14 protein-coding genes are annotated in these 18,758 nt (G+C 70.8%); 4 read left to right on the forward strand and 10 right to left on the reverse strand.

Translation table 11 applies throughout. The features are described 5' to 3' along the window. Window positions 1-21: 21 nt before the first annotated feature. The 3 genes from J8G10_RS09170 to J8G10_RS09180 are packed head-to-tail and all read left to right on the forward strand — an operon-like array spanning window position 22 to window position 3,566. Window positions 22-1,152 (forward strand): substrate-binding domain-containing protein, encoded by a 1,131-nt coding sequence (locus tag J8G10_RS09170; protein WP_251443481.1) that lies wholly within the window; start codon window positions 22-24, stop codon window positions 1,150-1,152. Window positions 1,153-1,161: 9 nt separating this feature from the next. Then, window positions 1,162-2,154, forward strand: a complete 993-nt coding sequence (locus tag J8G10_RS09175; RefSeq protein WP_251443484.1) for a Gfo/Idh/MocA family protein — start codon at window positions 1,162-1,164, stop codon at window positions 2,152-2,154. Then, window positions 2,151-3,566 (forward strand): sulfatase-like hydrolase/transferase, encoded by a 1,416-nt coding sequence (locus tag J8G10_RS09180; RefSeq protein WP_251443487.1) that lies wholly within the window; start codon window positions 2,151-2,153, stop codon window positions 3,564-3,566. Before J8G10_RS09175 ends, J8G10_RS09180 begins: the two co-directional genes overlap by 4 nt. A gap of 6 nt (window positions 3,567-3,572) precedes the next feature. Here the strand turns inward: J8G10_RS09180 and J8G10_RS09185 are convergent, their stop codons facing one another. The 6 genes from J8G10_RS09185 to J8G10_RS09210 form a co-directional block, all read right to left on the reverse strand. Next, complete coding sequence (locus J8G10_RS09185; RefSeq protein ID WP_285814216.1) at window positions 3,573-4,997, reverse strand: sulfatase; 1,425 nt, start codon at window positions 4,995-4,997, stop codon at window positions 3,573-3,575. 45 nt (window positions 4,998-5,042) lie between these two features. After that, on the reverse strand, window positions 5,043-7,457 hold the full coding sequence (locus J8G10_RS09190) for a polysaccharide lyase 8 family protein (protein WP_251443493.1): 2,415 nt from the start codon (window positions 7,455-7,457) through the stop codon (window positions 5,043-5,045). A 172-nt stretch (window positions 7,458-7,629) separates the two neighbouring features. Next, window positions 7,630-9,312 carry a glycoside hydrolase family 13 protein gene (locus J8G10_RS09195; protein WP_251443496.1) on the reverse strand — a complete coding sequence of 561 codons (1,683 nt, stop codon included), beginning with the start codon at window positions 9,310-9,312 and terminating at the stop codon, window positions 7,630-7,632. A gap of 50 nt (window positions 9,313-9,362) precedes the next feature. Beyond that, on the reverse strand, window positions 9,363-10,259 hold the full coding sequence (locus tag J8G10_RS09200) for a carbohydrate ABC transporter permease (RefSeq protein ID WP_251443499.1): 897 nt from the start codon (window positions 10,257-10,259) through the stop codon (window positions 9,363-9,365). Further along, a complete protein-coding gene (locus J8G10_RS09205; protein WP_251443501.1) occupies window positions 10,259-10,870 on the reverse strand; it encodes a hypothetical protein in 612 nt (203 codons plus the stop codon). The genes J8G10_RS09200 and J8G10_RS09205 overlap by 1 nt, the downstream gene beginning before the upstream one ends. Then, on the reverse strand, window positions 10,867-12,171 hold the full coding sequence (locus J8G10_RS09210; RefSeq protein ID WP_251443504.1) for an extracellular solute-binding protein: 1,305 nt from the start codon (window positions 12,169-12,171) through the stop codon (window positions 10,867-10,869). The genes J8G10_RS09205 and J8G10_RS09210 overlap by 4 nt, the downstream gene beginning before the upstream one ends. Before the next feature lie 130 nt (window positions 12,172-12,301). On the opposite strand from J8G10_RS09210, the gene J8G10_RS09215 reads away from it, so the two are divergent. Then, window positions 12,302-13,585 (forward strand): ROK family protein, encoded by a 1,284-nt coding sequence (locus J8G10_RS09215; protein ID WP_251443507.1) that lies wholly within the window; start codon window positions 12,302-12,304, stop codon window positions 13,583-13,585. A gap of 55 nt (window positions 13,586-13,640) precedes the next feature. Here J8G10_RS09215 and J8G10_RS09220 read toward each other — a convergent pair whose 3' ends face one another. From J8G10_RS09220 to J8G10_RS09235, 4 genes are all read right to left on the reverse strand, one after another. After that, entirely contained in the window at window positions 13,641-14,984 is a 1,344-nt protein-coding gene (locus J8G10_RS09220) for a dihydrolipoamide acetyltransferase family protein (protein ID WP_251443512.1), read from the reverse strand. Window positions 14,985-15,123: 139 nt separating this feature from the next. After that, window positions 15,124-16,131: an alpha-ketoacid dehydrogenase subunit beta gene (locus J8G10_RS09225; RefSeq protein WP_251443513.1), complete on the reverse strand. Its 1,008-nt coding sequence runs from the start codon at window positions 16,129-16,131 to the stop codon at window positions 15,124-15,126. Beyond that, window positions 16,128-17,267, reverse strand: coding sequence for a thiamine pyrophosphate-dependent dehydrogenase E1 component subunit alpha (locus J8G10_RS09230; RefSeq protein WP_251443516.1), 1,140 nt, complete (start codon window positions 17,265-17,267; stop codon window positions 16,128-16,130). Before J8G10_RS09230 ends, J8G10_RS09225 begins: the two co-directional genes overlap by 4 nt. Window positions 17,268-17,583: 316 nt before the next feature. Then, window positions 17,584-18,654, reverse strand: coding sequence for a histidinol-phosphate transaminase (locus J8G10_RS09235; protein WP_251443519.1), 1,071 nt, complete (start codon window positions 18,652-18,654; stop codon window positions 17,584-17,586). Window positions 18,655-18,758: the final 104 nt, after the last annotated feature.

Here is an 18,758-nt window from a genome sequence, read left to right on the forward strand (position 1 = left end):
AAGTACGACGGAGGGATCGTGATGGCCGGAAAGCGCGGGACACCCGTGCGCGACGCGGAGTCGCGCGGATTGAAGTTCGAGATCCTCGCCGACCAGCTGCGCCGCGGGATCCTGGCCGGGACCTGGACCGCGGGGCAGAAGCTCCCGACCGAGCAGGAGCTCTCCAAGGAGACCGGGCTGTCGCTGACCACCGTGCGACGCGCGTTCGACGAGCTCGTCGCCGAGCGCATCGTCGTGCGCCGCCAGGGCGCGGGCAGCTTCGTCGCGCACGCCCGACCGCGCGAGGAGCGTGCGCGACGGCGCATCGGCGTCCTGCTGCCCGATACCCAGCACTACTACCCACGGGTGCTGCAGGGCATCGACGAATCGCTCTCCGCGGCGGGCGCCTCGCTGCAGCTCGCCACGTACCGGTATCAGCCCGAGCGCGAGGACGACGCCATCGCGTCGCTGCTCGACGCCGGCGTGGACGGCCTCCTGCTGGCGCCGACGCTCACCGGGATCGAGGATCCGCTCGCGCGCTCCCGGGAGCTCACGGCGCTGCCCGTGCCCGTGGTCCTCGTGGAGCGCAGCCTGCACGGCATCGGCCCCGCCGACACCACGGAGCACGTGTGCTCGGACCACGCCGGCGGCGCGTACGACGCGGTCGTGCACCTCGCCCGCCTCGGGCACACGCGCATCGCACTGCTCACGCGCTCGCGCACGGTCACCGAGTTCGGGGTCGTGCAGGGCTATCGCAGCGCGGTCGCCGACCTCGGGCTCATCGCGGATCTGGAGTTCTCGCAGGCCAAGAGCGAGTGGGAGGCCGATTCCGCCGAGTCGGCGTTCCGCGCGCTGCGCGCCTTCGACGCGACGGCGGCGCTCGTGTTCGGCGATCGCGAAGCGGCCATGCTCGAAGGCGCCGCGCGCCGCGGCGGAGTCCGCGTGCCCGACGACGTCGCGCTGGTCTCGTACGACGACGAGTTCGCCGATCTCGCCGAGGTGCCGCTGACCGCGGTCGCGCCACCGAAGTACCGCATCGGACGGATGGCCGCCGACGTCATGCTGCGCCGCCTCGTCGAGGGCGACGAGTGCCCACTGCACCAGATCAGACTTCGACCGCGCATCGTGATCCGCCGATCCTGCGGCGCGGGCGACCGAGACGACGAACACTGAGGAGAACACGTGCGCATCGGATTGATCGGGGCGGGAGCAGTCGCCTCGTTCCACATCACGGCCGCCTCCGTGCTGGACGGGATCGAGCTGACCGCGGTCTGCGACATCGACGAGCAGGCGGCACGGCGGGCGACCGCCGGCACGGGAGTCGCCGTGTTCACCGATCATCGACGGATGCTGCAAGCCGGCCTCGTCGATGCGGTGATCGTGAACACTCCCCACTCCCTGCACCTGCCGATCGCCGAGGACGCGGCTGCGGCGAGCGTGCACGTGCTCGTAGAGAAGCCGATGGCCACGAGCGTCGCCGACTGCGACCGGCTGATCGCGGCGTGCCGCGCGGCGGGGGTCGCCCTGACCGTGGGACACATCCAGCACTTCCTTCCGGAGAAGCGGGCAGCCGCCCGCGTGATCGCCTCGGGCGAGCTGGGCCGGGTCCGCATGATCCGCGACAACCGCAGCACCGACTACCGCCCCGGAACCCGGTCGGCCTGGTTCTTCTCCCCCGAGATCGCCGGTGGCGGCGCGCTGATCAACATCGGCGGTCACTGCCTGGATCGGTCGCTCTGGCTGGGCGGGGGGCGCGCGGTGGAGATGCTCGCCGACACGGCGAGCCGGTTCGGATCTCCTGTCGAGACCGACGGCAGCATGCAGCTGCTCCTCGACAACGGCGTGGGCGTGACGATCTCGGTCATCAGCGACCCGGCCACGCGGAGCGACAGCATGACGATCGTGTGCGAGAGGGGCGTGATCGAGGTGGATCCGCGTCACGGCACGACGGTGCACGTCGACGGTCGCACCCGCACCGTCCACGAGAGCGGTCCCGACGACATCCAGGACGCCTTCACGGCGCAACTGGCGGACTTCGCCGCGGTCGTCGGCGGTGCGGCGCCCACCGTCCCCCTCGCCCATGCGCGGCACGTCGTCGAGCTGGTCCTCGCCGCCTACCGCTCGGCAGAGACCGGTACCGCGGTCTCGTTCGCCGCCGCGGAGGCCCTCACATGACCGGATCCCGCCGCAACCTCATCCTGATCGTCAGCGACGATCAGGGCCCCTGGGCGCTCGGTGCCGCCGGGAACGCTGAGATCCGCACCCCGGTGCTCGACGGCCTCGCCCGCCGTGGCGTGCGCCTGGAGCGCTTCTTCTGCGCGTCGCCGGTGTGCTCACCCGCGCGCGCGAGTCTGCTGACCGGGCAGATCCCGTCGACGCACGGCGTGCACGACTACCTCGGCGGCGCCCATGTCGGCCCGGACAGCCGCGACTACCTGCGGGACCTGCCCACGCTGACGGACGCGCTCGCCGATGCCGGATACCGCCTCGGCCTCTCCGGGAAGTGGCATCTCGGCGCGAGCGACGTGCCGCGGCGCGGCTTCGTGCACTGGTACGCGCTGGAGGGCGGCGGCAGCCCCTATCACGACGCGGTGATGTACCGGGATGGAACGGCCGAGCACGTCACGGACTACCTCACCGACGTCATCGCCGACGATGCGGCGGCCTTCATCGACGCCGAGCAGGGGCAGGACGCGCCGTTCTTCCTCGCGATCAACTTCACCGCGCCGCATCGCCCGTTCGCCGGGGAGCATCCGGAGGAGTTCACCGCCCTGTATCGCGACTGCGCCTTCGACACCTGCCCTCAGGAGACGCCGCACCCGTGGCTGCAGACCAAGGACGGCGCCCCGATCGGAGGCGAGGCCGATACCCGCGAGGCACTGATCGGCTACTTCGCCTCGGTCACCGCCATGGATGCCGCCATCGGTCGCGTCCTCGAGCGGCTCCGCACGCACGGCATCGAGGAAGACACGATCGTGGTGTTCCTCAGCGACAACGGGTTCAGCTGCGGCCAGCACGGCTTCTGGGGCAAAGGCAACGGCACGTTCCCGATGAACATGTACGACGAGTCGGTGATGGTGCCTTTCCTCATCTCCGCGCCGGGGCTGCTTCCCGGCGGAACGGTCCACGACCAGCTGCTCAGCGCCTACGACCTGCCCGCCACCCTGCTCGATCTGATCGACCGGGATCCGGCGGTCTTCGAAGAGGGCCCTGGACGAAGCTTCGCGGACCTGCTGCGCGACGGCACGACCACGGATCCGGACCGCCCGGTGGTCGTGCACAGCGAATACGGCCCGGCCCGGATGATCCGCACACGGGAGCGCAAGTACGTGCACCGGGCGCCCTACGGCCCCCATGAGCTCTACGACCTTGTGCAGGATCCGCAGGAGCGCGTCAATCTCGCCGAGGATCCGGCACACGCCGACGATGTCGCGGTGCTGCGCCGGCTGCTCTGGGAGTGGTTCGCCGCGCACAGCACCGAGGACGCCGACGGGGTCGCCCTGCCGGTGATGGGCTCGGGCCAGCTCCGCCCCCTCGACGGCGACCCGCTGGGCGCCTTCGACGAGCCGGACTGGGACGGCGCCTGAGAGCTCTCAACCGGTGACGGCCGGGTAGGCGTCCGCGAGTGCGGCAGCGCCTTCCCAGGCGTCGTCGGCCTCGGCCAGGGCTGCGGCGAGCGCGGTCGCGAGCCGGTGCGCCGCCGGAGCCTGCGGAGCGCTGTCGAGTTCGAACGGGTCGGCGACGAGGTCGAAGAACTGCACGTCCAGGCCCTGATCCGGATGCCACACCGCGACGAGCTTGCCCGTCGTCGTGCGCAGGCCGCGTGCGCTGCTCGGGTCCGAGCGGGATGCGTGGCGGGCGTACACCGTCGCGTCGTCAGCGTCGGCCTCGGCCTGCCCTCGCAGCACCGGGGCGCGGTCGCGGCCGACCATCCGCGGATCCGTCGCCGCGATGCCGGCGAGGCCGAGGATCGTCGGCGCGACGTCGAGCGAGTCGATCACGGCGTCGCACGACCCGGGCGGGACGAGCGCGGGCGAGTGCACGATGAGCGGCACGCGCATCGACTCCTCGTAGGCGACGTTCTTGTAGAGCAGCCCGTGGCTGCCGAGCTGCATCCCGTGATCGGACGTGAACAGGATGACGGTCGGGCGGGGGTCATCGAGGGCGGCGACCGCGGCGGCGAGGCGACCGACCTGCTCATCGACCCCGGTGATCGCCGCGAAGTAGTCGCGGGCGATGGCCGCGGCCTCGGCGGCGATCGGGGTGCCGTGGGCGACGTTGGGACGGTTCAGCAGGGTGCGCTCGTCAAGCTCCGCATACGCGGCGCGATAGCGGTCGGGCACCTGGTCGAACGGCTGATGGGGCGGGTTCAGCGACACCATGAGCGCGAACGGGCCGTCACCGCCCTCCCGGAGGAACGCGATCGCGACGTCGGTCTCGTGCGCGGCCGACCACTGGTCGACATCGATGCGCTCGTCCCGCCCGGCGTCGGTCGTCCAGTAGTGCGGTGCGAGGTGTCGGTCGGCGGCGCCGTAGGAGTACCAGTAGTCGAACCCGAAGCGGCGGGTCGGCGACGACCAGGCGTCCCACACCTTGCCGTCGTCCCGGCGCCCCTCGCCGTAGCGCTCGTCTGCGGCGACCGGGGGCTCCAGATGCCATTTGCCGATGTAGCCGGTACGCCAGCCCTGCGCGCGCAGCACGCTCGCCCAGGTCGGCAGACCGTCCCGCAGCCCCACGCCGTCCTGCGCGGTCTCGGAGTTGACGTTCAGCGTGACGCCGTTCACCTGCGGCCTCATGCCGGTGAGGAACATGGCGCGGTGCGGACTGCACACCGGGTACGAGCTCACCGCGTGACGCACCACGATCCCCTCGGCCGCGAGCCGGTCGAGATGCGGCGTCCGTACCGGATCGGATCCCGTGCTGCCGAGCGCGGCGGCGCGGAACTGGTCGGCCATGACGATGAGGATGTTGGGGCGTTGTGAAATGATGCCTCCCTGTGGGCGGGTCTTCGCCGGCAGGCGCGGTGCCCGCCGAAGTGATCGGTGCCTCCTGTGAGGATCTCGTCAGCGCTGCAGGACGAACTCCACCGTCCGACCGGCTGCGGCCGACACGTCGACCGTGACGCGGGCCCCGTCCGCGCGTCGCACGACGGAGACGCGGCCGGCGTCCGGGCCGTTGGCTCTACTCACCGTCGTGTTCGCCAGATCGATCACGATCGTCGCCTCCTTCTGAGTGGGCTCGCTCACCGAGATCCGCGTCATGCCCGGCGTCTTGCGCAGGATCACGCAGGCGGCTCGGTCCACGCTCACCTCCCCCACGCTTCCGGCCTTCCAGAACGCGGCGGCGATGACGTGCGGTGCGGGCTGGATCGCCTGGGCCGTCTCGTCGTTTCGCAGGACCTGCACCGGGGGGTTCTGCGCGAGCGCGGCGGTCGTGGCGGCGTCGGCACCGGGACGCAGGAGATATGCATAGCCGCCGGAGGCATTCGCCCCGACGCCGTGCGAGAGGGTCAGCGTGGCGTACGTACGCTGCTGCAGGACGCCCGTGCCTGCCGCCTTGTTCGTGTTGTTGCGCTGCCACGAACCCTGCCTGCCGCCGATGCTCGCGGTGAGCGGTGCGGATCCGTCGAGGAAGACATAACCGCCGACATCCTCGAGGTGCGCCCAATGAGCACCCGGAAGCGTGCTCTCGTCGGAGATGTCGTGGCCATCCACGATGAGACGCCTTCCGGCCGTGCCCAGGTTGCGGTGCTCGACGACCGTGCGCACCTCGCTCGTGCTGCGCGTCGAGATGCCGGTCCCGAGGGCGACCACGGCGTCGGGCAGGGCGAACCACGCCTTGCGAGCCTGGAGACCGGTGCCTCCCGGCGCGACCAGATGCATCGCCGCAAGCGCCATGTCCTCGAAGGTCGCGCCACCGGTCCATTCGTTCTGCGGAGTACGCGCTCCCCACTCCCCCTCGGGGTTCTTCGGCAGCGGGGTCAGATCGACCGTGGTACCGGGAGGCGCGTCGAGATCGGACGTGGCCCAGAACTCGTCGTCGAACGCGTTCTCCTGGCCGGCGAGGTACAGATAGGTCATCCCCTGGCTCGTCTTGGCTCCGAGGAAGTTCTCGTCGGGCGTGCCCTCATTCCAGGCGATGCGGTTCGAGCACATGGCCACGCACAGCGCCCACTCTCCGTCCGCCGAGCGGTGCACCAGACGATCCATGGCGGGGAACAGCTTCGGCCCGCGGGGATCCGGCACCGAGGGCGTATCGGACGCCAGGAGCTCCGTGACCAGCGACAGCCGGACGATGTTCGTCGATGCCCTGATCTCCGCCGCGGAGTTGCTTTCGATCCACTGCCGGCACAGACCCCGCCAGCGAGCAGCGGTTTCGGCGTCGGCGGACTGCGCGAGACGCAGGGCGTACTCGATGAGGCCGTCGCCGTCGTCGATGCTCCGCTCCGCGAAGCGGGAGACGGCCCGCCCGCGCACCGCGTCCATCATCTGGCCACGGAACATCACGGGTGCGAACGAATCGTCGACCGCGCTGGTGATGTTGACGCGGGTCGGATCCGTGATGTCGAACGAGGAACCGGCGACGAGGGCGAACAGCTTCGCGAGCCCGCCGAGCAGCACCAGCCCGTACGTGCCCGTGTAGCCGATCGTGGAGTGCTGCACGAACGAACCGTCGCGGAAGAACCCGTTGCCCTCCGTGACGTACTGCCAGCTGTCGCTCAGCGCGGCCACCGCGGCCTTCAGCAGGTCGGCGTCGGGCTGCACGATCGAACGCACGATGATGCTCTGGCAGATGTCCACCCGATTGGCCGCGTCCGAGAGCTGAACCCCGCTGGGGTGCAGTTGCATCCGCGGATCACGGTTCGGGAGGAAGTGGTCGATCGCGGCGCAATAGGCGTCCACCTCGTCCGTGGACAGGTGATCATGAACGATCGCCATCGTGCTGGCGAGCGGCTGCGGCGCTCCGATGTTCCAGGACCACCAGTTCCCCCACCACGCCGTCCCCGTGTTGAAGATCCGCTCATTCATGTGCGCCAGACCGCGGACGATCACGTCGAGCACCGCTGTCGACCCCTCGTGTTTGGATCCCGGGGTCGCCCAGGACACCGCCAAGGTCTGGATGCCGACGTAGTTCATCCGCATGGAATTGGATCGGGCGATGTCACTCGCCCCGATCGCCCAGTCCTGGTCGGAGAAGTAGCGCGTCGCCGTGGGGCTCACCTTGTCGAGCAGCGCATCGGCGGCTTGGTCCTGACGTGCGATCGCATCGGCGAAGACGCCGGGCGAGGCAGCCACGATCGCCCGTCCGGTCAGGGTCTCCACCCAGCGAAGGCGCAGCGCCTCGATCTCGGGCACACCGACCGCGAGGGGCCGTGTCGCTGCGGCGGCGTGCGGCGGACGGGACAGGTCGGCGAACAGCGCAGCAGCGGCGGCCAGGCCGCCGAGCTGCAGCACGGTGCGGCGGTTGAGAGCAGGCATGCGAACCCCTTCGGTCGTCTCTGCGGACGAGGCTAGAAGGCGATTGCAAGAGGAATAAACGTGGAATCCGAGGGAGCATCCGGCGCTCGCAGGACGTGCGCCGGGCACACCTGAGATCGGACGGACGCGGCTCCCGCAGGAGCGCGCGTCCGCCCGACCGCATCGGGCCGGCTCAGCCGCGCAGCCAGACCGTGCTCTCGCCGGCCACCGCACCGTCGACGAGCGTGCCGAGCACCGGCTCCTCGCCCGCGGCAAGCGCGAACGGCTCGGTGCCGAAGTTGGTCACGACCTGCCAGCCGTTGGGGCGGGCGAACCGGAGCACGTCGTCGCGCCCCGTCTCGATCCACTCCAGGTCCTCGCCGGTCTGCAGCTCATGCCGCAGCGCGAGCGCGCGACGGTAGGTGTTCAGCGACGACTCCGGATCCGCGTCCTCCACCGCGACCGCGTAGTCGGCGAACCACGCCGGCTGCGGGATGTGCGCACCCGCGGCGCCGAACCCGAACGACGCGCCGTCGCCGGCCCAGGGCAGCGGCACGCGGCAGCCGTCGCGACCGAGGCCGTCGCGATCGGGATCCGCTCCGCGGAAGAACGCCGGGTCCTGCCGGTCCTCGGGGGCGATGTCGCCGACCTCGTGCAGGCCGAGCTCCTCGCCCTGGTAGAGGTAGGCGCTGCCGGGCAGCCCGAGCAGGAACAGCGACGCGGCGAGCGCCCGCCGGCTGCCGCCCGCAAGGTCGAGCTGGTCGGCCGGGGCGCCGGCGATGATCCAGGCCGAGCCCTGCTTGGCGGGGTTTCCCCGGCGGGGCGCGAGGCCGTACCGGGTCGCGTGACGCACCACGTCGTGGTTCGACAGCACCCAGGTCGAGCTGGATCCGGTCGCCGCGCTCTGCGCGAGATTGTCGGCGACGATCTCGCGGAACTGCGCGGCGTCGAAGTCGGCCTCGAGCAGGTCGAAGTTGAACGCCTGGCCCAGCCCGTCGGTGGTGGCGTACTTCGCCCGGCGCTCGGCCGTGGCGACCCAGGCCTCGGCGACCGCGATGCGCGGCGGGTCGTACTCGTCGAACACCTGCCGCCACTCGCGGTAGATCTCGTGCACCGCGTCGCGGTCCCACAGCGGGTGCTGCCCGTCGGTGGTGTCCCGTGCGTCGAGCTCGGCCTGGCTCGGCAGCACGGCCGGCAGATCCTTGCTGAGCCCGTGCGCGACGTCGATGCGGAACCCGTCGACTCCGCGGTCCGACCAGAACCGCAGCGTGGTCAGGAACTCCTCGTGCACGTCGGGGTTGTCCCAGTTGAAGTCGGGCTGCTCCGTGGCGAAGTAGTGGAAGTACCACTGGCCGTCGCCGACCGGTTCCCAGGCCGGACCCCCGAAGCACGACTGCCAGTCGGCGGGCGGCAGCTCCCCGTTCTCGCCGAGGCCGTCGCGGAAGATGTACCGGTCGCGCTCCGGCGACCCCTTCCCCGCGGCGAGCGCGGCCTGGAACAGCGCATGCCGGTCCGAGGAGTGGTTCGGCACGATGTCGACGATGACCTTGATGCCGCGGGCGTGCAGGGCCGCGATCAGGTCGTCGAAGTCGGCGAGGGTTCCCAGGCGCGGATCCACGTCGCGGTAGTCGGCGACGTCGTAGCCGCCGTCGGCGAGCTCCGAGGGATAGAACGGGCTCAGCCAGACCGCATCGATGCCGAGGCCGGCGAGGTAGTCGGCCTTCTCGACGACGCCGCGGATGTCGCCGAGACCGTCGCCGTCCGCATCCGAGAAGCTGCGCGGATAGATCTGGTAGACGGCGGCCTGACGCCACCAGGCGGCGGCATCGTCGGATCCGATCACGCGCGGGTCGGCGGCGAGGACTGCATCGGTCATGGGGTTCCCTTCTGGGGTGGGCGGTTCGGGTGGTCTCGGGGCGGGACGCGTCAGCCCTTGACGGCGCCCTGGGTCACGCCCTCCATCACCCAGCGCTGCGTGAACAGGTAGGCGACGATCGCGGGGGCCATGGCCATCAGGTACGAGGCGAAGGACACGTTGTAGTTGTTGCTGAACTGCGTCTGGAACAGGTTCTGCCTCACCGGCAGGGTCTGCAAGGCCGGATCCGAGATGATCAGCGACGGCATCATGAAGTCGTTCCAGGCGTAGAGGAACGCGAAGATGCCGACCGTGGCGCTCATCGGCCCGAGCAGCGGGAAGATGATCCGCCAGAACGTCTGCCAGGTGCTCGCTCCGTCGATGCGCGCGGACTCCTCGAGCTCGAGCGGGATCGAGCGCAGGAACGCGGTGAACAGCAGCACGCTGAAGCTCAGCTGGAACATCGTGGCGAGGATGACGACGCCGAACGGGTTGTCCAGGTGTACGAGACCGGTGAGCTGGATCTGCGGCAGCGCGACCACGGGGAACGGGATGAACATCGCCGCGAGCAGGTAGAAGAACGAGTACCGGAACAGCTTCCGATCCCAGTTGCGCACGATCGCGTACGACGCGAACGCCGCGAGCACGATCGTGAGCACCACGGTGCCGGCCGTCACGAACAGGGAGATCCCGGCGCCGACGGGGAAGGTCGTCAGGTTCCACGCCTGCACGAAGCCGTCGATCGAGAAGGGCGCCGGCAGCGAGAAGGCGTTGCCGTCCACGGCCTGGTTCGTGGTCTTGAAGGCCATCGAGATCGTGACGTACAGCGGCAGCAGCACGGTGATCGCGCACAGGATCAGGATGATCGTGCCCGACCAGTTCACGCGCTCCATGCGGACGCGCGGCCGGCGGCCCCGGGCGTTGACGGTGGTGAGCGCCTCGGTCGTGAGGAGGGTCTGGGTCGACATCAGAGTGCGTTCCTTCCGCGCGTCAGCGACAGCTGGAGGAGGGAGATGAGGATGGCGACGACGAAGAAGATGGTCGCGTTGGCCATCTGATAGGCGTAGTCGCCGCCGTTGAAGCCCGCGATGATCGTCATCGCGACGCTGCGCGTCGCCGTGCCCGGACCACCGTTGGTGAGGCCGACGATGATGTCGTAGGCGTTGAGGAAGACGTAGGCGATGATGATGCCCGAGATCACCATGGGGATCACGAAGATCGTGCGCAGCCCGGCCTTGAACCGGATCCGCGAGGTGAGCCCGACCGCGAGCAGGAACGCGATCACGTTCACCACGATCACCGTCGCGAGGGAGAACCCGAACGTGAACAGGTAGCTCTGCAGGATGGCGGGATCGCTGAACGCGGCGACGTAGTTGGTCACCCCGTTGAAGCTCCAGTCGCCGATGCCGATGGAGTCGGTGAAGCTGAAGAAGATGCCGATGATCGCGGGGACCGTGATCGCGAGCGTGAACAGGATCAGGCTCGGCAGCAGGAACAGGTAGTAGATCGGCTCGACGCGGCGGGTGCTCCGGCGGGCCGTGCGATCGCCCTGGGTGACGATCGTGGTCGTGGTGGTCACTTCGCCGCTCCCTTCGTGTCACGGGCCGCCGGCGCGCGGAACGCGAGCCGGGCCCAGTCGGCGTCCATCGTGGCGAGGGTCGTCGCGGGCTTCGCGCCCAGCCCCATCGCCTGCGCGTAGTTGAAGACCGGGATCGTCTTCGGCACCAGCACCGACGGCCCCTGATAGACCTGCCCCTTGTCCACGTACGGGATCATCCCGGCGATGCGGGGGTCGTCCGGCGCGGCCGCAGAGGCGGTGGGCGTGAACCCGAGCTGCGAGGCGTTGTACGCCTCGATGTTCTGCGGCTGATACAGGTACTCGAGGAAGTCGCGCGCGGCGACCTTGTGCCGGGATCCCTCGGGGATCATCGCGGCGAGGTCGAGATTGACGCGCACCTTCAGATCCTTCGTGCTGTCGGTCATCGGCAGCGGGAACGTCCCGAGCGGCAGGTCGGGTGCGGTCTTCGCGATCTCACTGAACGCCCACGGGCCCTGCAGATACATCGCGGCCTGCCCCTTCGAGAAGGCGAGGTTGCCGTCGCCGTAGCCGCGGCTCGCTGCGTCCTTGTTGACGTAGGAGCCGACCAGCTGCTGCATCTTGGCCATGGGCTCTGCGAAGTCCTTCTGGAACGAGGTGTCGGAGCCGGGTCCGACCTCCGCCCCTTCGGCGTTCAGCTGCTGGAAGAAGTCGAGCACGTCGAGGGATCCGCCGGCCGCGTAGTCGTACCAGCCCTGTCCGACGGTCCAGTCGTCCTTGAGCGTCGCGTAGAACGGGGTGACCCCGGCGGCCTTGAGCGCGTCGCAGGCCGCGATGAGCTCGTCCCACGTGGTCGGCACCGCGATGTGGTGCTCGGCGAAGATCTGCTTGTTGTAGATGACCGATGCGGCCATGACCGAGTACGGCAGGGCGCTCGTGCGGCCGGCGCAGGTGCCGTACTGGTCGAGCAGCGGCTGGTACGTGTCGGCGATCTCGCCCGCGGCCTTCGTGCCGCTCAGGTCGCTGAGCGCGCAGCGCGAGACGAAGCGTGCGACCTCCATGTTGTAGTTGGCGAGCATCAGGTCGGGCGGGTTGCCGCGCACGAAGCTCGCCGAGACGACGTCGACGCCCGAGGTGTCGATGACCACGCGGACCTTGTCCTGCGAGGCGTTGTACTCCGCGACCTTCTTGGTCATGAAGTCGATCGCCTCGCGTTTGCTGAACGTGAAGCGGATCGTCTCGCGCCCGTCGGCGGGGGCGCAGCCCGCGAGGGCTCCCCCGACGACGGCGAGCGCGGCGACGGCGGCGAGCGCCCTCGCGATCCGCGTGCTTCTTGCAGACACCCTTGTCCTCGTCCCTTCCGGGATCCGGCCGTCCTCGGCCCGGATCTTGTTCCGGAGATTAGATTTTGTTCCCGAATTAACTCGGGCAAGGGATACTCTGACAGAGGTCCACCCGAGAGGTCAAGCACGAATGCCGAGAACGACCGCGCCCGACACGACCCCCGCCGATCGCGGCGCGGGGCCCGTCAGGGTTCCCGGGACCGGCGCATCGCCGGCCACGGCCGCGGGCGCCGCGCGACCGAGCCTCGGCCAGGTGCTGGACTTCGCGTGGGGGCGCGGCCCGTTCACCGCAACCGAGGCGATGGCGGGCGCCTCGCTCACCCGCTCGACGACCATCGACGCGATCGACACCCTGGTGGCGGCCGGGGTGATCCGCGAGCTCGCGAACGCGCGCGACGCCGGCGAGTACTCCGCGGGCCGCCCGGCCCGGCGCTTCGAGTTGCCGTCCGATCTCGGCGCCGTGATCGCCCTGGACGCCGGGGACACCCACCTCGGCGTGACGGTGACCGACCTCGCGCGCACGCCGCTCGCGCACGTCCGCGCCGACCTGGATCCGCAGCACACCGTGGGTCAGCGGCGCACGGCGATCCTCACCCGTCTCGACGCCGCCCTGACCGCGAGCGGAGTCCCCCGCGACCGCGTCCTGGCGCTGTGCGCCGGCGTCGCGGCCCCCGTCGCGCGCAACGGGTCGTCGCCGCCGCACCCCGACGGCTTCTGGGAGCGCACCAACCCCGGCCTCGCCGAGCTGCTGGCGGGGTGGGCGCCGGTCGTCGAGATCAAGAACGACGCCGTGCTCGCCGCCGCCGCCGAGGGCGATCTGGGCGAGGCCATCGGCTGCCGCGACTACATCGCGCTCATCGCCGGCGAGCGTTTCGGCGCGGGCGCCGTCGTGGACGGGCACATCCTGCACGGCGCGCACGGCGGCGTCGGCGAGATGGTGCTCTTCGACCACGTGCGCGGCGTGGACTCGGCGGAGGGGCTGGGGCCCGCGATCACGCGGATCGCGGGCGAACTGCTCGCCTCGGGGGCGGCGTCACCGCGCGGGGCGCTCGCAGACCTCGACGCCGGCGGCCTGCGCGCGGACCGGATCCTCGCCCTCGCCGCCTCCGGCGACCCCGATGCGGCGCAGGTGGTCCGCGGCGCCGGTGCGTTCCTCGCCCGGGTGGTGGCCGTGCTCGGCAGCACCTACGACCCCGACCGCGTGATCGTCTGCGGCGCGATCGCCGAGAGCATCCAGCCCGTCCTGGACGCGGCCCGCGACGTGCTGCGCCCGCTGCTCGACCTTCCCGCGCCGACGATCCTGCGCTCCCGCCTCGGGGCCGACATCGTGCTGGAGGGCGCGGTGTCCACAGCCCTGGCCGCCGCGCGCACCGTCGGACTCCCGCAGCTCGTGGCCCAGCGGCTGCACGGCTGAGGCGGAGGGTCCGTCCGGGGCCGTTGCGCGAGCCCCGAACGGACCAGGATCCCTCTCAGTCCACGAGCAGGGCGGGCTCCTCGAGCACGGCGGCGACGTCGGCGATGAAGCGGCTCATGCCGTCGCCGTCCACGACACGGTGGTCGAAGGAGCCGGCCACCGTCGTCACCCAGCGCGGGCGCACCTCGCCGTCGACGACCCACGGCTTCTGGCTGATCGTGCCCATGGCGACGATGCCGGCCTCGCCGGGATTGATGATCGGGGTGCCCGCGTCCATCCCGAACACGCCGATGTTGGTGATCGTGATGGTGCCGCCCTGCTGGTCGGCGGGCGTCGACTTGCCCTCGCGGGCCGTCGTGGTGAGCCGGTTCAGGGCGCGGGCGAGATCCTTCATGCCCATCTCCTGCGCGTCCTTGATGTTCGGCACGAGCAGGCCCCGCGGGGTGGCCGCGGCGATGCCGAGGTTCACGTAGTGGCGCACCGCGATCTCGGCGCCGTCGGCGGTGTCGATCCATGCGGCGTTGACCATCGGGGTGCGGCGCACGGCCCAGATCACCGCGCGGGCGACGATCAGCAGCGGCGACACCTTGATGTCGGCGAAGTCGGGCGAGGCCTTCAGGCGCTTCACGAGCTCCATGGTGCGGGTCGCGTCGACCTCCTTCCACACCGTCACGTGCGGTGCCGAATAGGCGCTCTGCACCATCGCCGAGCTCGTCGCCTTGCGCACGCCCTTGACCGGGATCGACTCGGTGCGGCTCTCGTCGGCGCCGGCCCGGGCGGGCGAGATCCCGCGGGCGACACCGACGGGTGCGGGCTGCGGCGCGGGCACGGTCTCCTCCCGCACGTCGCCCCACTCGGGCGTCTGGATGTTGCGGAACACGCTCGCCTGCTCGGCGTGCTTCATGACGTCGTCGCGGGTGACCTCTCCGTCGGCGCCCGACGGGGAGACCTGCGTCAGGTCGACGCCGAGGTCGCGCGCGAGCTTTCGGATCGGCGGCTTCGCGATCACGCCGACCGTGGAGCGCACGGGGCGCTCCGCCGGACGCCGCCGGCGCGAGGTGGCCTCCGCACCGGAGCCGTAGCCGACGAGCACGGATCCGGATCCCTCCTCCGCGGCGGGGGCGGCGGGGGCAGCGGACGACGCGGCCGGGGCAGCACCCTCGGACACGAACGTGATGATCGCGGTGCCGACGTCGACGGTCTTCCCCTCGGGCACCAGCAGCTCGCCGACGGTGCCGGCGTGCGGCGACGGCAGCTCGACGAGCGACTTGGCCGTCTCGATCTCGCAGATCACGTCGTTGACCGCGACGACGTCGCCCGGCGCGACCCGCCACGTGACGATCTCGGCCTCGGTCAGCCCCTCGCCGACGTCCGGGAGGGTGAAGGTCTGGGTGCTCATGGTCGGGATCCTTTCATCCCCAGGGGTCGTTGAGCGAGCACGGCCGCAGGCCGAGCGAGACGAAACGCGGTTTCCTGCAGGATCGCCGCGTTTCGTCTCGGTCGCCTGCGGCGTCCTCGCTCAACGACCGGACAAGACATCAGTACGCGAGGGATCGGTCGACGGCCTCGAGGATCCGGTCCGGATCCGGCAGGTAGACGCCCTCGAGCTTCGCGGGCGGGAACGGGGTGTCGTAGCCCGACACCCGCAGCACCGGCGCCTCCAGCGCGTAGAACGCGCGCTCCATGACGGTCGCGGCGATCTCGCTCCCGAGGCTCACGAATCCCGGCGCCTCCTGCGCGTAGACCATGCGGCCCGTGGAGCGCACGGAGTCGAGGATCGGCCCGTAGTCGACGGGCGAGAGCGAGCGCAGGTCGACGACCTCGCAGCTGGTGCCCTCCGCCTCGGCGAGCGCCGCCGCCTGCAGCAGCGTCGAGACCATGGCGCCGTGACCGACGAGGGTGACGTCGGATCCGCGGCGCACGATCCGCGACGCGTGCAGCGGCAGCGCGGGCGCGGCGAGGTCGACCTCGCCCTTGGGCCAGTAGCGGCTCTTGGGCTCGAGGAACACGACCGGGTCGTTCGAGGCGATCGCCTCCTGGATCATCCAGTACGCGTCGTTCGGCGTCGACGGCGACACCACGCGGAGGCCCGGGGTGTGCGCGAAGTAGGTCTCGGGGCTCTCCTGGTGATGCTCGACCGCGCCGATGTGCCCGCCGTAGGGTATGCGGATCACGACCGGCATCGACACCGCGCCCTGATGCCGCGCCGTGATCTTCGCGAGCTGCGTGGTGATCTGGTCGAAGGCGGGGAAGACGAAGCCGTCGAACTGGATCTCGATGACCGGGCGGAACCCGCCCATCGCCAGGCCGATCGCGGTGCCGACGATGCCCGACTCGGCGAGCGGGGTGTCCAGCACCCGCTGCGGGCCGAAGTCCCGCTGCAGGTGCTCGGTGACGCGGAACACGCCGCCGAGCGCACCGATGTCCTCGCCCATGAGGATGACGCGCGGATCGTCCTCCATCGCCTTGCGCAGCCCCGCGTTCAGCGCCTTGCTGAACGGCATCGTCTCGATGCTCGTGCCCGCGGTCGTCTCGATGGTGCTCATCGGTGGCCCCCCTGCCCTTCTGCCGCGAACGAGGCTTCGTACTGCGCCTGCCAGGCCTTCTGCTCGGCCATGAGCGGGTGCGGATCGGTGTAGACGTGGTCGAAGATCGCCTCGGGCCCCGGCGAGGTGAGCTCGAGGGTGCGCACCCGCAGGTCCTCCGCCGCCTCGGCCGCCTCGGCCTCCGCGTCGGCGAAGACGGATCCGGCCGCGCCGCGGTGCTCGAGGTGGGCGCGGAGGCGGGCGATCGGATCGCGCCGCGCCCACTCCTGCTCCTCGTCGCTGCCGCGGTACTTCGTGGGGTCGTCGCTCGTGGTGTGCGCGCCCATGCGGTAGGTGACGGCCTCGATCGCGCGCGGGCCGTCGCCGCCCCGTGCCTCGTCGAGCGCCCGGCGGGTCACCGCGTAGCTCGCGAGCACGTCGTTGCCGTCCACCCGCACCGAGGGGATGCCGTAGCCGATACCGCGCTGCACGAGCGGAACGCGGGACTGTGTGCTCACCGGCACCGAGATCGCCCAGTGGTTGTTCTGCAGGAAGAAGACCTCGGGGGTGCGGTAGCTCGCGGCGAACACCATCGCCTCGTGCACGTCGCCCTGGCTGGAGGCGCCGTCGCCGTAGTAGACCATGACGGCCTCGTCGCGATCCGGGTCACCCGTGCCGCACTTGCCGTCAAAGACGAGCCCCATGGCCAGTCCCGTGGCGTGCAGGGCCTGCGAGCCGAGCACGAGGGTGTAGATGCGCGTGTTGCCGTTGCGGGGATCGGTCGGATCCCAGCCGCCGTTCGAGGTGCCGCGCATGAGCTTGATGATGTCGACCGGATCCACACCGCGAATACGGGTCACGACGTGCTCGCGATAGGACGGGAAGATCGTGTCCTGCGGACGGGCGGCGCGGGCGGATCCGACCTGGGCCGCCTCCTGCCCCCGGCTCGGCGGCCAGAGAGCGAGCTGGCCCTGGCGCTGCAGGTTGGTCGCCTGGGTGTCGATCGCGCGGATCGCGACCATGTCCCGGTAGAACTGCTCGATCTCGCCATCGGGGAGCGCCTCGATCAGAGGCAGATACTCCTCCGCCGCGGCGTTCGGGGCGTAGCTTCCGTCGGCGTCGAGGACGCGGACGACGGGGATATCGGCGTCAGTCACCTTGTCTACGCTAACCGACGTTTCGCGCTTCGCAGTGGAGGGTGCGCACAAACGATGCCGGGGGTCCTGTGACGATCCCCACGGACGCATGCGGGCTCGCGGATATCCAGGTGTCCCATGCATTTATGCCAGGTCCCCCTAGCTTTTTGCGTGGGATGCCTTGCATCTCTCGCGGCCCCGTCGAGCGCCCCGTGCGACGGCGGACGGGCGGACAACGGACGGACGTGCGGGCGGACGTGCGGGCGGACGTGCGGGGGCGACGGACGGATGTGCGGACGACGGACGGACGCGCGGACGGCGGGCGTCGCCCGGGGCGTCAGGGGCGCTGCGCGGCGGCGACGGCGAGCACGCGGGGAAGCGACTCCGCCTCGCCGACCGAGATCCGGATGCCGTCTCCCGGGAAGGCGCGGACGATGAGACCCGCCTCCTCGAACGCCGCGGCCACATCGGCGGTCGCCTCGCCCGTGGGCAGCCAGACGAAGTTGCCCTGCGCATCGGGCACGTCCCATCCCTGGGCGCGCAGGCCGTCGCGCAGCTCCGCGCGGCGCTCGACGATGACGGCCACCCTGGCGCGCAGTTCCTCCTCGGCGTCCAGGCTCGCGATCGCGGCGCCTTCCGCGGCGGCCGTGACCGAGAGCGGGATCGCCGTGGTGCGGGCGGCGTCGAGCACCCGCGGGTTGCCGATCGCGTAGCCGACGCGGAGGCCGGCGAGCCCGTACGCCTTGGAGAAGGTGCGCAGCACGACGACGTTGGGATGCGCCTCGAAGATGCGCTCGGCCAGGCCGTCGACGGCGTCGGGGGCGGTGACGAACTCGGCATAGGCCTCGTCAAGCACGATCAGCACGTCCCGCGGCACCTTCTCGACGAAGGCCGCGAACTCGGCGCTGGTCACGATCGGGCCGGTCGGGTTGTTCGGCGTGCACACGATCACCACGCGGGTGCGGTCGGTGATCGCCGCGGCCATCGCGTCGAGGTCGTGGCGCGCGTCAGCGGTCAGTGGTACCTGCACGCCGGTCGCCCCCGCCACCAGCGGAAGCCCCGGATACGCCTCGAAGGAGCGCCAGGCGTAGACGACCTCGTCGCCGACCGTGGCCGCCGCCTGCACCAGCTGGTAGAGGATCGCGACGCTGCCCGAGGCGACGTGTACCGCGTCGGGGGCGACGCCGTAGCGTTCACCGATCCGCGCACGCAGCGCCGCGGCCGTGGCATCGGGGTAGCGATTGATCGGCGCGCCGGCGGTGAGGGCGGCGACGACCGACGGCAGCGGCTCGAACGGGTTCTCGTTGCTGGACAGCTTGAACGCATCGGCGCCGGCCTGCTTGCCCTGACGGTACGGCGGGAGGGCCGCGATCTCGGCACGGATGCGGGGCAGGATCTCTTCGCTCACGGGTCGAGTCTAGATCCGCGCTCCGCCCTGGCGCCCGGCCCGTCATCGCGCGCGTTCCGGGCGAGACTCCCCGCCGGATCCCGGTTTCAAGTGCGAGAATCGGC

The organism is Microbacterium sp. USTB-Y (assembly GCF_023703415.1).
Taxonomy (GTDB): Bacteria; Actinomycetota; Actinomycetes; order Actinomycetales; family Microbacteriaceae; genus Microbacterium.

Bases quoted from the DNA above. Each gene is read 5' to 3' on its own strand.
- J8G10_RS09170 (WP_251443481.1), top strand. From the start codon at position 22: ATGGCCGGAAAGCGCGGGACACCCGTGCGCGACGCGGAGTCGCGCGGA.
- J8G10_RS09180 (WP_251443487.1), top strand. From the start codon at position 2,151: ATGACCGGATCCCGCCGCAACCTCATCCTGATCGTCAGCGACGATCAG.
- J8G10_RS09190 (WP_251443493.1), bottom strand. From the start codon at position 7,457: ATGCCTGCTCTCAACCGCCGCACCGTGCTGCAGCTCGGCGGCCTGGCC.
- J8G10_RS09195 (WP_251443496.1), bottom strand. From the start codon at position 9,312: ATGACCGATGCAGTCCTCGCCGCCGACCCGCGCGTGATCGGATCCGAC.
- J8G10_RS09200 (WP_251443499.1), bottom strand. From the start codon at position 10,259: ATGTCGACCCAGACCCTCCTCACGACCGAGGCGCTCACCACCGTCAAC.
- J8G10_RS09215 (WP_251443507.1), top strand. From the start codon at position 12,302: ATGCCGAGAACGACCGCGCCCGACACGACCCCCGCCGATCGCGGCGCG.
- J8G10_RS09220 (WP_251443512.1), bottom strand. From the start codon at position 14,984: ATGAGCACCCAGACCTTCACCCTCCCGGACGTCGGCGAGGGGCTGACC.
- J8G10_RS09225 (WP_251443513.1), bottom strand. From the start codon at position 16,131: ATGAGCACCATCGAGACGACCGCGGGCACGAGCATCGAGACGATGCCG.